Here is a 12,674-nt window from a genome sequence, read left to right on the forward strand (position 1 = left end):
GGTCATACAGCCCGAACGGCAACAGCCGCGCATTGTTCAGCGGCATATTCACCCACGCGTCATAGCGCTTGTCCCCGGCCCACTGGCTGTCGCGCATCAATCGATATTCGCGACGAAACTGCTCGAACGTCGCCGCTTTGCGTTCGCGCATCTGCTCGGCCGGCAGCGGCTGGGCGTAAAGCGCTTCAAGCCGCGACCGCGTTTCGAGTACCAACTCGATGAATTGATCACGCTGCTTGAGCTTGGCATCGGTGTCCGGCGGCAGGCCACGAAACACCCGCCACTGTCGAGTGCCTTCCTGCTCGACAAACGTGGCAAAGGACTCATTGAACTCGGTGTCGTCTTTCACATAGAAACGCTGATGCGCCAGTTCATGAAAGATCAGCGTGGCCAGACGCTCATCGCCCCAGCCCATCATCGAATTGAGGATCGGGTCATTGAACCAGCCGAGGGTCGAATAAGCCTCGACGCCGCCAATCGACACATCCATGCCTTGCAGACGCTGGATCGCCGCTTCGCCGCGCGCGGCACTCTGGCTGTAGTAGCCGCGATAGGCCACGCAACCGGCAATCGGGAAACAATGGTTCTGCGGCTTGAGGGAAAACTCCGGGGTGGCGAACACGTTCCACACCACATACGGCCGGCCAATGTCGGCGTACAGCCGATAGCTCTGGTTGTCGGGCAGGTGCAGGTGTTCGCTGGCGAATGCGCGGGCTTTCTGCGACTGGATCAAGTGCGTGCGTAATGTCTCATCGCGGCTGGGGTCGGCGATCACCTTGGCCACTGGCTCGCGGGCACGCAGCAACTGCAATTGGCCGCTGGCCAACTGGCTGTAATAGCTGACGCTGGAACAACCGTTGAGCAACAAAAACATCACACCCGGAAACAAAATCCGAAAAACGCGATCAAGTAACCCATGGCTTGGAAGCGGCCTGCTCAAAATAAAAATCCTTTGGAAAGTCTGCCCGCAAGACTATCCCGCCATCTGGAGCTTCGCTATGCGCATGTTGTTGCTGACAGGAGGCCTGCTGACGCTGGCCGGTTGTGCCGGATTCGGAATGCCCGATCCTGACCCCTCGCAAGCCTGGATCGATCTTGACGCCCGGCAGCAGGACACGGCGCTGCAAGCGCTGAAAGTCGATGACAAGACAACCGTCGACAAACGTTATTTTGAGGTTGAGCCGGGCAGCCACCAATTGCAGGTGCGCTATCAGTTCCCGGTCGAAGCCACCAACATCGGTCCCGATGCCGAGCCACTCTGGCGCGACTGCCAGTTGAAGGTGAAATTCAAGGACTTCAACGCAGGCCAGCGTTATCAGCTGCAAGCCGGCAGTATCGGTTTCCGGCCATGGGCGAAGCTCTATGACGAGCAGCGCAACGTAGTCGGCCAAGGCACCCCGGCAGGCTGTCAGCGCACCTGATCGGCGTTATGCTGGAGGTCTGAATCCCTGGACATCCATCATGCGCAAGTTGATGTTGTTACTCGCGGTCGGCGTTGTCGCGGGCTGCCAGACCCCGTTGCCGCCAGTCGATCCACAGATGGCCTGGGTCGACTTCTCGACCCCGACCCCCGGCGGAAAGCTGCTCATGGCCGAGCGCCTGGATAATAAACGCCTGAGCGACGGGCGTTTCTTCCAGGTTACCCCCGGTAGCCATGAGCTGCGGGTGCGATTTGATTTCGAGGTGTTTGGTGGCGGCGGCAGTCTGATGACCGGTCCCGTCGAGCGACTGTGCTATTTGTATATCCGCTACGACCATTTCGAGGCCGGGCAGCGTTATCTGCTGGAGGGGCGTTCGCTAGGGTTCACGCCGAGCGCCCGTCTGTACAACGCCAAGCATGAAATCGTTGCCGAGGATCACGACATGGACTGCCTCAGCTGAGACGGATCAGTTGTCGTTCTTCTGGTAAATGATTGCCTTCGTGCCGTTTCCACAGGTGCCGACGACCATCGCCACGTCGTGTTTGTCGGCCTCTTCCTTGCTGACAATTTCCAGCGTGTAGGACGGCACGGCGTTCGCCTGGATCTTTACTTCGATTTCTTTCCTGAGTTCTTCGCAATCTTTGGGTTCGGCAAAAACCGTTGTGGCCAGTGCACTGCAGAGAATCGCCAAGCCAATACGTTTCATATCTTGAAGCTCCATGGGGCAGCGCGCACGGGCGTGCGCTGAAGCTGCTGTCAGTTATTCGACCATATTCTTGCAGTGCAGGTTCTGACTTCGCTCACATCTTCAGGAATTGTGGTGCTATTCAAATAGCATTCGCGGGCAAGCCCGCTCCCACAGGTCAGGGGCCGACCCAAATCCTGTGGGAGCGGGCTTGCCCGCGAAGGCGTCAGTGCCATCAACGCCTTTGTCTAAGCCTGCGCAAATCAGCTGACCAGCGAAGCCTCAAGGGTAATCTTCGCATTCAGCACCTTGGATACCGGGCACCCTTCCTTGGCCTTGTTGCTCAGCTCTTCAAACTGCGCCTGGGTGGCGCCAGGGATTTTCGCCTTGAGAATCAGCTTGATCGCGGTGATGGCGAAGCCACCCTCGACCTGATCCAGCGTGACTTCAGCCTGGGTATCGATGCTTTCGGCCTTGAGGCCTGCATCACCGAGAATCATTGAAAACGCCATGGAAAAACAGCCGGCATGCGCTGCGCCGATCAGTTCTTCCGGGTTGGTGCCTTTGCCGCCCTCAAAGCGGGCCTTGAAGCCGTAAGGTGCCTCTCTGAGGACGCCGGTCTCGGTAGAGATCGAGCCAATGCCGGTTTTCAGATCGCCTGCCCAGTGCGCGGATGCTTTCTTCACGATAGCCATGTCTGCCTCCTCAAGATCTGGCGCGGAACGCCGCACCGTCGTGGTTTTTGCTTGCAAGGCTTCTGAGGATAGACGCCGGGTCAAAGTTCAGCTCATCTGAATCGTTGACTTTTTTAGTAGGAAATTTCGTAACCGCTATTGAAACTCGGGTATATGCCCTTATTGCACAGAACACGCTTATGAATTCGGCAGGTTTTCGTTCGCAAGAAAAAACCTGCAGACCACTCGGAGACGCAGGTTTATGAAGCAACTGTCCGACGTAAAGTTTTCTACCCTCGATCTGGTACCGGTGCGCGAAAACGGCAGCCCGGCACAATCGCTGCGCAATTCTCTGGACCTGGCGCAGCATGTCGAGAAATTCGGTTACACCCGCTTCTGGGTCGCCGAACACCACAACATGGACGGCATCGCCAGTTCCGCCACCTCGGTGTTGCTGGGATACCTGGCCGGCGGTACCTCGACGATTCGTGTCGGCTCCGGCGGGGTGATGTTGCCCAACCACGCGCCGCTGGTGATCGCCGAGCAATTCGGCACTCTCGAAAGCCTCTATCCGGGACGCATCGACCTCGGTCTGGGCCGAGCGCCCGGCTCCGACCAGATGACCGCCCGCGCCTTGCGCCGCGAGCGCTCCGGCAGTGCCGATGATTTCCCGGAAGACGTCGCCGAGCTGGTGCGTTTTCTCGGCCCGCGCACCCCTGATCAGCGGGTGATCGCCATGCCCGGCACCGGCACCAATGTGCCGATCTGGTTGCTAGGCTCCAGCCTGTTCAGTGCGCAACTGGCGGGTGAGCGCGGTTTGCCTTACGCCTTCGCCTCGCACTTCGCCCCACGCTTCATGCACGAGGCGATCCGCGTCTATCGCAACCACTTCAAGCCGTCAGCGGTGCTCGACAAGCCGTACGTGATGCTCGGTGTGCCGCTGGTGGCGGCGGATACCGATGAGCAAGCCGATTACCTGGCGACTTCGGTGTACCAGCGCATTCTCGCGCTGATGCGTGGGCAGAGCCTGGTGCAGCGTCCACCGGTGAAAACCATGGACGGCCTGTGGCTGCCCCATGAACGTGAGGCGGTGGGAGATTTCCTTGGTCTGGCGATGGTCGGCAGCCCGCAGAAAATCCGCGCGAAGCTGGAGGTGCTGGTCGAGCAGACCCAGGCCGACGAGCTGATTTTCACCTGCGACCTGTATGAACACGCCGATCGCGTACATTCCTACGAACTGCTGGCGCAGGTTATGAAAGGATAAACGCGGCGCCCTGTAGGAGCTGTCGAGTGAAACGAGGCTGCGATCTTTTGATCTGATTTTTTAAGCCAGGATCAAAAGATCGCAGCGTGCCGCAGCTCCTACAGGTAAATCATCACCCACAAAAAAGCCGACGCCTTCGCGTCGGCTTTTGCATTTCAGGCGCGATCAACCGCGTTTGTAGACGATTTCCTTGGCGCCGCCTTCACAGGTGCCAACGACTTTGCCGTCAGCCGCTGCACCTTTATCGACGACCTCCAGCGAATACCCGGAAACGTGCTTGGCATCCAGTTTCGCCGCGATCTCGCTTTTCAACTCTTCACAAGGCTTGCCAGCAGCCAACGCGCCACCCGCAAGGCTCAACAAACCTACTGCCAATATGAACTTCTTCATCGGTCGCACTCCCTGGTCGGATTAAAAGAGGTAGGCATCAGGTCTCCCGATGCACTCACCTTGTAGCGCTTTGCCATTCCTATGGCACTCGGCCAGCGCGCAAGTTCAGAAGCGTAGCCCAAAGTCAGCTGCTGGCAATGCGAAAGCCCACTTTGAGTGTTACCTGAAAATGCGCAGCCTTGCCGTCCTTGATGTGGCCACGGGTATCGACCACTTCAAACCATTCCAGATGCTTGATGCTCTTGTTCGCTTCAGCCAGCGCGTTGTTGATGGCGTCTTCGATGCTGCTGGTGGACGAGCCGACCAGCTCGACTTTCTTGTACGTGTGATGGTCACTCATGGCGATCTCCTTGGCGTTTGGAATTGACGTGTGGATTTGAGACTAGCAGTGAATCTGCACTGTTGATTTCGGTGGCCCCGCGCAAGCGAAGTTCAGATTTTCTGCACTTTCTCAAACTGCTGAAGTCCCAACCAACACACGCCACTCATCACCAATGCAGGAGAGCCACCATGGCCAACACCTCTTTACGTAAAGCCTCGTTGCAAAGCATGGAAGCCGAGATCGAGAGTCTGCTCAAATCGTTGGAAAGCTTGAAAGACGACGCTTCGGACGAGTCGCGCAAGACCCTCAAGGCGCTCAAAAGCAACGCCGAAAGCGCACTGAAGCACTCGCGCAGCCTGCTCAGCGATGCCTATGAAGAAGTCAAAGTGAAAACCCGCGAGACCGGCATCGCGACCCGCGATTACGCGCAGGAACATCCCTGGACCACTGCCGGTGTGGCAGTCGGTGCAATCGGTCTGCTGGCCGCTTACCTGCTGTTCAAGCGCGGCGAGTGATCGCTCTGGCGCAGCTCGTTCTTGAGCCATTGCGCCAGTTGCCGGGCGCGCCCGTCTGCGGCGCGCTTGGGTAGCCACAACGCCAGTTGCGCCGGGGTTTCGCAGAAGCCCCATGGCGCAACCAGGCGACCGGCCTTCAAATCTTCGGCCACCAACGGCTCCGGCGCGATTGCTACGCCGAGTCCCGCCACTGCCGCTTCCAGCAAATAATACAAATGCTCAAAACCTTGCCCGAGCTTCAACGCCTTGGCGTCGAGGTGGTTTTGCTGTGCCCAGCTCGGCCAGGCTTGTGGGCGGGAAGTGGTGTGCAGCAGCGGTTCATTGAGCAATGCTGCGGCCGGCGCGGATTGCAGGCCTTGATAACCGCTGAACAGCGGACTCATCACCGGACCGATACGTTCTGCCGCCAGTTCGTAGACTTGCATGTCGGCTGGCCATGGCGGCTCGGCGAACAGCAGCAAGGCATCCAGCCCTGGGCGTCGCGGATCGAGATCACCTTCACCCGCTGACAAGTGCAGACGCAGGTCTGGCAGGTCGGCATTCAGCCGGCCCAGACGTGGAATGAACCAGCGTGCCAGCAGGCTTCCCGAGCAGCCGAGCACGAACGGCGCGTCAGCAGTGCTTTGCGTCAGCTCGGCACACACACTGCGTAACCGGTCAAAGGCTTCGCCGCTGGCATCGCGCAGACGCACTCCGGCATCTGTGAGTTTCAAGCCGCGACCCTCCTTGACGAACAGGCTCACGCCCAGATGCTCTTCAAGCACTTTGAGCTGACGGCTGACCGCACCGTGAGTAACGTGCAGCTGTTCGGCTGCCTGACTGACGCTGTTCAGCCGTGCAGTGGCTTCAAAGGCGCGCAGGGCGTTCAGCGGAGGGAGATCGTGGCTCATGGTATCTGTGAGATTTCCTGACAGGTTGTGGCGATCTTATCGGTTTTCAGTCTGGAAGGTCAGGGGTAGAGTGAACGCCATTGTCTTCTCACCCGAATTCACCTGGAGCACACCATGACCCAGACTTCGAACACCTCCAATCTGCGCAACGGCCCTGATGATAACGGTCTGTTTGGCGCCTTCGGTGGCCGCTACGTGGCGGAAACCCTGATGCCGCTGATCCTCGATCTGGCCCGCGAATACGAAGCGGCCAAGGAAGATCCTGCATTCAAAGAAGAATTGGCCTATTTCCAGCGTGACTATGTCGGACGTCCAAGCCCGCTGTATTTCGCCGAACGCCTGACCGAGTTCTGCGGCGGCGCAAAGATCTACCTCAAGCGCGAAGAGCTGAACCACACCGGCGCGCACAAGATCAACAACTGTATCGGCCAGATCCTGCTGGCGCGGCGCATGGGCAAGAAACGCATCATCGCCGAAACCGGCGCCGGCATGCACGGCGTGGCAACGGCCACCGTGGCTGCGCGCTTCGGTCTGGACTGCGTGATCTACATGGGCACCACTGACATCGAACGTCAGCAGGCCAACGTGTTCCGCATGAAGCTGCTGGGCGCCGAAGTAATTCCGGTGGTGGCCGGCACCGGCACCCTGAAAGACGCGATGAACGAAGCGCTGCGTGACTGGGTGACCAACGTCGACAGCACGTTCTACCTGATCGGCACCGTGGCCGGGCCGCACCCGTACCCGGCGATGGTGCGCGACTTCCAGGCCGTGATCGGCAAGGAAACCCGCGACCAGCTGCAAGCTCAGGAAGGTCGCCTGCCGGACAGCCTGGTGGCGTGCATCGGTGGCGGTTCCAATGCCATGGGCCTGTTCCACCCGTTCCTCGATGATCAGAGCGTCGAGATCATCGGCGTCGAAGCGGCCGGTTACGGCATCGAAACCGGCAAGCACGCAGCGAGCCTCAACGGTGGCGTACCGGGTGTGTTGCACGGCAACCGCACCTTCCTGCTGCAGGACGACGACGGTCAGATCATCGACGCTCACTCGATTTCCGCCGGCCTCGACTATCCGGGCATCGGCCCTGAGCACGCCTGGTTGCATGACATCGGCCGCGTCCAGTACACCTCGGTGACTGACGACGAAGCCCTCGCCGCGTTCCACCAGTGCTGCCGCCTTGAAGGCATCATCCCGGCGCTGGAAAGCGCCCATGCGTTGGCTGAAGTGTTCAAACGTGCGCCGAAACTGCCGAAGGATCACCTGATGGTGGTCAACCTGTCGGGCCGTGGCGACAAAGACATGCAGACCGTCATGCACCATATGGAACAGTCCAAGCAGGAGAAACACTGATGAGCCGCCTGCAAACCCGCTTTGCCGAACTCAAGCAACAGAACCGCGCCGCGTTGGTGACCTTCGTCACCGCCGGTGATCCGGACTACGACACCTCGCTGGCGATCCTCAAAGGCCTGCCGGGCGCTGGCGCCGATGTGATCGAGTTGGGCATGCCGTTCACCGACCCGATGGCCGACGGCCCGGCGATTCAACTGGCCAACATCCGTGCCTTGGGCGCCAGGCAGAATCTGCCGAAAACCCTGCAGATGGTTCGCGAGTTTCGCGAAGGCAACAGCGACACGCCGCTGGTGCTGATGGGCTACTTCAACCCGATCCACATGTACGGCGTTGAGCGTTTTATCGCTGATGCCAAAGCGGCGGGCGTTGATGGTCTGATCGTGGTCGACATGCCGCCGGAGCACAACGCCGAGCTGTGCGACCCGGCACAGGCTGCCGGTCTGGACTTCATCCGTCTGACCACCCCGACCACTGACGATGCGCGTCTGCCGAAAGTGCTCAATGGCAGCTCCGGCTTCGTTTACTACGTGTCGGTGGCTGGTGTGACCGGTGCCGGTGCGGCGACTCTGGAACACGTCGAAGAGGCGGTCACCCGTCTGCGTCGCCACACTGATCTGCCGATCAGCATCGGTTTCGGCATCCGTACCCCGGAGCAGGCCGCGGCGATTGCACGCTTGGCGGACGGGGTGGTGGTGGGCTCGGCGCTGATCGACCACATCGCCAACGCCACCACGCCGGATCAGGCCATCGACGGTGTGCTCAGCCTGTGTTCGGCCCTCTCCGAGGGCGTGCGTAAGGCCCGCGTCAGCTGAAGGTAAAGTTCCTGATACAGAGGAATTAGCGCCTCACAACACAGCCTAAATGAGCAAGACCGAGGGGTTCAGAACCACGTTCTGAATCCCTTTTTGCTGTTGGTGCAGTGAGGAAAGACCCGATGAAAATGCCGAAACGTCTGATTGCCGGACTGGGTGTACTGATGATCAGCGCGACACCGCTGCTGGCCAGCGCCGATCAACGCGATGATCACGACCACGGCGGCCCGCAGCAGGGCCAGTACGACAACCATGGCAACGACCATCGCGACGATCACCGTGGCCCGCAGAACGACCACCGAGGCGGACCGCCGCGCGACTTCGGGCCGATCCGTCAGACCATTCGCGACAACCACGGCTACTTCGTGCGCGGCGCACCGCCACCTCCGGGCATCCATCTGGAACGCGGCCGGCCATTACCGCACGGTTACTACGGCGAGCGGCTGGACGGGCGGGCGCTGAGCCGTCTGCCGGTGTATCCGGGTTACGAGTGGCGCCGGGCCGGGGGTGACATTGTGCTGATCGCGGTAGGCACCGGGATCGTTTACGAAATTCTGGACGGTGTTTTGTACTGATTTACAGGCAATAAAAAGATCGCAGCCTGCGGCAGCTCCTGCATTTATCTCTGTAGGAGCTGCCGCAGGCTGCGATCTTTTGCTTTCAAGGCAACTCCAGCCCGCCGGATGCCTTGTGCAGTTTGCGAAGGTGCTCGCCGATCTGCTTCACGTTGGCTTCGCTGGCCGCAATCTCGGCCGCTCGCTTGGGTTCCAGCAACTTGCGCACCTCCTTGTCCAGATCGCCACTCAGCGCCAGCAGTTGTTTCTGGCGTTGGCTGCTTTCGTCCTGCAGGCGCTTGAACTCGCTCGGTTGCGGCAGCCCATAGCCGCGGCTGTCGAGCAGTTCCGCCGGGCGACTGAGGAAGCCGCTGTTGGCGAGAATTTCCTGCAGGGTGGCGTTGGCCTTGTCCATGCCACCGTTTTCCAGTTCCCGGGCGCCGAGGTAGCGCTGCTTGACCTCATCCTGTGCCAGCAGCAACTGACGGCGATAGCTCGCCTGTTCCAGCAGCAACAGCGCGGCACTGGTGCGCAGGTCGGCACGCTCGAACCACTGGCGGCGTTCTTCGGCAGACAGCGACAACCAGTCCTCGACGGTGGTCTGTTTGATCGGCAGCTGCTTCTTCAATACATCGAACATCGCCTGATAGCGATCGCGGAACGAGTCGAAGCGATAACCCAGGCGCAAAGCTTCCTTGGGATTGTCCAGCACGCTGGTGTCGGCCAGGCCACGGCCTTTGAGCACTTCAAGCAAACCGTTGGGCATGATGCTGTCGAGGCCGACGAGTTGCTTGTTGTTACTGCCGCTGCGCAGCAGTTTCAGGCCTTCCACCGCGCAGTTGTTGGAGAGGAAGAAGTAGTTGCCGTCATAGCTCCAGTGCATCTCGGCGGCGTGTTCGACCACGCCTTCGATCTCGTCGCGCGACAGGTTCAGCGGCACCGAAGCGAGGCTGCGCAGTTCGGTCTTGGTGTACTCGTCGATCACCTGCGCCAGCGGCAGCACGAATAGTCGTGACGGGTATTTGCCGACCAGACCGTCCCAGCTCGACAACTGCACGTCACCGACAAAGGCGCGGTAGGACAGCACCAGATGCTGGTCCAGATCGAGCCGGCAATCCGGGCCCCGTGGTCGGCCCGGCGCACAGATCACCAGACGCAACATGCTGTGGCCCCAGCGGCTGACCCAGTTCTGGTTGGCTTCGGCCAGCAGGTAGTCGACGGCATACACCCGCTCTGGATCGACCTGGCCCAATGGCTGTTTGGCGAAGTCGTTGCCGGCGTTGAGGAAAGCGAAGGTGTTGCTGCAGGTGTCCTTGGCCGGTGGTGCCCAGCCGAAGCGCTCCTTGTAATAGCGATAGAGCGCCGGACGGCGGCAGGCGTAGCTCGGGTCGAGGAGGAAATACTCCATGTTGACCGCGACAAACTCTTTCGGGCTGGAAATCTCGTACAGATCCGGGCTGCGGGCTACCTGACGGTTGTGTTGTTCACGCTCGCCGCGGCGGCCGACGTACTGTTGCCAACCGGCGAGGTCGAGCAGGCGCGGGTCATCGCTGAGGGTGAAGCGTCGCTCGGTCTGACCGCGACACTCATCGGGAATGCCGACCAGTCCGGCGCTGTTGCTGCGACGGGTGCAGCGCTGAATCAGCGTGCGTTCGGCGGCGGGCCATAGGCGTGCGCGGTCATAAATGTGGGTGAGTTCGTGCAGCACCGTTGCCAGCAGTTCCTGGCGCACAGTGCCGTGGGGGCGATTGGTTTTTTCCTTGGCCGCGCTGCCGTCGGTGAGGCCGGCGAGCAGTTTGCGGTTCAGGTCGAGTTCGGAAACCAGGGTCGCCTCGCCATAGGCATTGCCGGGCATGTTGTCAGTCCAGCCGACATCGATGCGCCGGTCCAACTGCTCGACGAAGCTGGGCGGCAGTTTCTGCATCGCTTCATCGAGCAGCGCCTGGCTGGCCTGCTGCTGGGCGGGGCTCAAGCCGTTGGTCTTGAGCCGCAATTGCAGGCTGGCGTGGGCGCTGTTGCCAAGCAGCAACAATGCCCCGGCCAGCAGCCAGGCGCCGAGTGACTTCACAGGGCGAGGATGGCTTCGGCGAGCACTTGGTCACTGGCGTCGCGGGCTTCCGGCACGCGGGTGCGCAAGGTGTTGAGGGCGGCTTCCAGGTGCGCACCGCGGATATCGCCGTTGGTGGCAACGAAGCTGGCGGCGTCGTCGTGGGCTTCGCGGATGATTTTCGAATCGCGAATCGACGTGGTGGTGTCGGAGGTGAAATCGATGGTGCGCTGAGAGGCACGAACGATGATGTTACTGGTGGCTACCAGGGTGTGCGCCTGGGCCACGTCGGCCAACAAAAACAGGCCAAGGGCGGCAGCAATCAGCGGGCTACGCATGGAACGACTCCGGAGGGCAATGATAACGAGGGATCAGGATAACTATTGGACGAGAATTGCCTGTGCCAGTTCAAGGTCGCTGACATGAAGTTTCGGTCTGGATTTGCGCAGGTAATGCAGCGCGGATTCGAGCTGCGCGCCGCGCAATTCACCGTCACTGGCAACAAACGCCGCCGCGTCATCGTGAGCGGCGATGATCAGTTTACGGTCGAATGGCGCCGAAGACACCATTCCGGTCGCCCAAACGGTGACCACGGTGTTTTGTGTGGAGACATCAAAGGCATCGACCGACGTCGCCCAGCAGGCGCTGATCAACAAAGAAGGGAAAAGCAATTTGAATGAACGCATGAGACTCGGTAACGGTTAACGAGCCTCAAGGCTAGCGCAAATGCCCGGGCCAGAGCCAGTGGCGAAACATCGGGACACGACTGGCGTGTCCCGTCGACAACGGCGATCAGATCGCCAGGATGGCTTGCGCCAGCTGGAAGTCGGTTGCGTTCAGTTGCGGTGCCTGATGACGAATCAGGTCCAGAGCACTTTCCAGTTTCACGCCGCGGATCTGGCCTTCGCTGGCAACGAAGCTCGCCGCGTCGTCACGGGCAGCGATCACGACTTTGTTGTCACGCAGCGAAGAGCTGACGTCGGAGGTGGCATCCGAAGAGGACTTCAGTGCGCCAACCACGGCATCGGTGGTGACGATGAAACTGGAGGCACTGGCGTTGGCAGCCACGGCCAGCAAGGCGGCAGCGCTGAGCAGGCGAAGACGGGACATGGTGGATCTCCTGAAAGTAAACCGTATTGAGAGGTGGCTTGTGTCTGATGAGTCAGACGCGGGTTGCAGAAGATTCGCCACGTTCTGCCGTGGATATTAGGCCTGAGCGCGGGGTTCGGACAGTGGGCAGAATGCTAGCGCCAGAAGGGTTTCTCCAGTTCGTTCAGCCGGTCGGCTTGGCTGAGGCCCAGATCCGCGAGATCGCGCTGATCAAGCTGAGCCAGCAAGCGCCGCGTCCTGGCGCGTTCCATTGCTTGCCACAAGCCATGAAGCAGGCGCCGCAATGAGTGCGGGTAAGCGTGGGACTGAATCGAAATTGTTGAAACATCCTGTAAGTCTTTCATGGCGTATTCCTTAAACCGAGAGCGGGTCAAGGTCATGCTGCGCGCGAAGCAGTGGGAGCAGCAGATACACTGAGGCGAAATTGTACTGGTTCAGATTAAGGAATATAACAACTGTACCTGTTGTTGATTTGGGTTGCTGTATGGGCGCTTTTAAAACTCTGAAACGACAAGGCCCGTCGCGGTTTCCCGCGACGGGCCTTGTTTGTTCAATTCGGGTTGCTGGCGGTGGGTCTAACGACCAGAGCCAGCGACGCTACTTAGCGCCAGAACGGCTTGCTCAGCTCTTCGTAGCGTTGTGC

At 60.1% G+C, this 12,674-nt stretch carries 18 protein-coding genes; 7 read left to right on the forward strand and 11 right to left on the reverse strand.

Features of this window, described 5'->3' with window-relative positions; all coding sequences use genetic code 11:
• Positions 1-940 (reverse strand): aminopeptidase (locus DBR18_RS11050; RefSeq protein WP_108590360.1); only part of this gene is annotated, 940 nt, incomplete at its 3' end.
• 58 nt (positions 941-998) lie between these two features.
• Between DBR18_RS11050 and DBR18_RS11055 the strand changes: the two genes are divergently transcribed.
• Positions 999-1,421, forward strand: a complete 423-nt coding sequence (locus DBR18_RS11055) for a hypothetical protein (protein ID WP_108590346.1) — start codon at positions 999-1,001, stop codon at positions 1,419-1,421.
• Positions 1,422-1,461: 40 nt separating this feature from the next.
• The gene (locus tag DBR18_RS11060) at positions 1,462-1,881 is read left to right on the forward strand and encodes a hypothetical protein (protein ID WP_108590347.1); all 420 of its coding nucleotides are present in this window, start codon (positions 1,462-1,464) and stop codon (positions 1,879-1,881) included.
• Positions 1,882-1,887: 6 nt separating this feature from the next.
• Here the strand turns inward: DBR18_RS11060 and DBR18_RS11065 are convergent, their stop codons facing one another.
• Both DBR18_RS11065 and DBR18_RS11070 read right to left on the reverse strand, forming a co-directional pair.
• Positions 1,888-2,127, reverse strand: a complete 240-nt coding sequence (locus DBR18_RS11065; protein WP_108590348.1) for a DUF1161 domain-containing protein — start codon at positions 2,125-2,127, stop codon at positions 1,888-1,890.
• A gap of 242 nt (positions 2,128-2,369) precedes the next feature.
• On the reverse strand, positions 2,370-2,801 hold the full coding sequence (locus tag DBR18_RS11070; RefSeq protein ID WP_007962818.1) for an OsmC family protein: 432 nt from the start codon (positions 2,799-2,801) through the stop codon (positions 2,370-2,372).
• Between the two features lie 241 nt (positions 2,802-3,042).
• On the opposite strand from DBR18_RS11070, the gene DBR18_RS11075 reads away from it, so the two are divergent.
• Positions 3,043-4,044 (forward strand): LLM class flavin-dependent oxidoreductase, encoded by a 1,002-nt coding sequence (locus DBR18_RS11075; protein WP_007962819.1) that lies wholly within the window; start codon positions 3,043-3,045, stop codon positions 4,042-4,044.
• Positions 4,045-4,209: 165 nt separating this feature from the next.
• On the opposite strand, the gene DBR18_RS11080 is transcribed toward DBR18_RS11075, so the two are convergent.
• Entirely contained in the window at positions 4,210-4,434 is a 225-nt protein-coding gene (locus tag DBR18_RS11080) for a DUF1161 domain-containing protein (RefSeq protein ID WP_047297488.1), read from the reverse strand.
• Positions 4,435-4,558: 124 nt separating this feature from the next.
• Complete coding sequence (locus tag DBR18_RS11085; RefSeq protein WP_003220389.1) at positions 4,559-4,774, reverse strand: dodecin; 216 nt, start codon at positions 4,772-4,774, stop codon at positions 4,559-4,561.
• A gap of 170 nt (positions 4,775-4,944) precedes the next feature.
• Here DBR18_RS11085 and DBR18_RS11090 point away from each other — a divergent pair, with 170 nt between their 5' ends.
• The gene (locus tag DBR18_RS11090) at positions 4,945-5,271 is read left to right on the forward strand and encodes a YqjD family protein (RefSeq protein WP_003220391.1); all 327 of its coding nucleotides are present in this window, start codon (positions 4,945-4,947) and stop codon (positions 5,269-5,271) included.
• Here DBR18_RS11090 and DBR18_RS11095 read toward each other — a convergent pair.
• Complete coding sequence (locus DBR18_RS11095; protein WP_108590349.1) at positions 5,244-6,161, reverse strand: LysR family transcriptional regulator; 918 nt, start codon at positions 6,159-6,161, stop codon at positions 5,244-5,246. The two genes, DBR18_RS11090 and DBR18_RS11095, sit on opposite strands and share 28 nt — an antisense overlap.
• A gap of 114 nt (positions 6,162-6,275) precedes the next feature.
• Here DBR18_RS11095 and trpB point away from each other — a divergent pair, with 114 nt between their 5' ends.
• The 3 genes from trpB (at position 6,276) to DBR18_RS11110 (ending at position 8,895) form a co-directional block, all read left to right on the forward strand.
• Entirely contained in the window at positions 6,276-7,508 is a 1,233-nt protein-coding gene (trpB, locus tag DBR18_RS11100; RefSeq protein ID WP_108590350.1) for a tryptophan synthase subunit beta, read from the forward strand.
• A complete protein-coding gene (gene trpA, locus DBR18_RS11105; protein ID WP_108590351.1) occupies positions 7,508-8,320 on the forward strand; it encodes a tryptophan synthase subunit alpha in 813 nt (270 codons plus the stop codon). Before trpB ends, trpA begins: the two co-directional genes overlap by 1 nt.
• A gap of 122 nt (positions 8,321-8,442) precedes the next feature.
• Positions 8,443-8,895: an anti-virulence regulator CigR family protein gene (locus tag DBR18_RS11110; RefSeq protein ID WP_108590352.1), complete on the forward strand. Its 453-nt coding sequence runs from the start codon at positions 8,443-8,445 to the stop codon at positions 8,893-8,895.
• 85 nt (positions 8,896-8,980) lie between these two features.
• On the opposite strand, the gene DBR18_RS11115 is transcribed toward DBR18_RS11110, so the two are convergent.
• The 5 genes from DBR18_RS11115 to DBR18_RS11135 form a co-directional block, all read right to left on the reverse strand.
• Positions 8,981-10,942 carry a DUF4105 domain-containing protein gene (locus DBR18_RS11115; protein ID WP_108590353.1) on the reverse strand — a complete coding sequence of 654 codons (1,962 nt, stop codon included), beginning with the start codon at positions 10,940-10,942 and terminating at the stop codon, positions 8,981-8,983.
• Entirely contained in the window at positions 10,939-11,259 is a 321-nt protein-coding gene (locus DBR18_RS11120) for a DUF2388 domain-containing protein (protein WP_007911662.1), read from the reverse strand. The genes DBR18_RS11115 and DBR18_RS11120 overlap by 4 nt, the downstream gene beginning before the upstream one ends.
• A 42-nt stretch (positions 11,260-11,301) precedes the next feature.
• Positions 11,302-11,607 carry a DUF2388 domain-containing protein gene (locus DBR18_RS11125; RefSeq protein ID WP_108590354.1) on the reverse strand — a complete coding sequence of 102 codons (306 nt, stop codon included), beginning with the start codon at positions 11,605-11,607 and terminating at the stop codon, positions 11,302-11,304.
• 106 nt (positions 11,608-11,713) lie between these two features.
• Positions 11,714-12,031, reverse strand: coding sequence for a DUF2388 domain-containing protein (locus DBR18_RS11130; RefSeq protein WP_007962831.1), 318 nt, complete (start codon positions 12,029-12,031; stop codon positions 11,714-11,716).
• A gap of 134 nt (positions 12,032-12,165) precedes the next feature.
• On the reverse strand, positions 12,166-12,375 hold the full coding sequence (locus DBR18_RS11135; protein ID WP_108590355.1) for a DUF1127 domain-containing protein: 210 nt from the start codon (positions 12,373-12,375) through the stop codon (positions 12,166-12,168).
• Positions 12,376-12,674: the final 299 nt, after the last annotated feature.

Source organism: Pseudomonas sp. HMWF021 (assembly GCF_003061005.1).
GTDB lineage: Bacteria > Pseudomonadota > Gammaproteobacteria > Pseudomonadales > Pseudomonadaceae > Aquipseudomonas.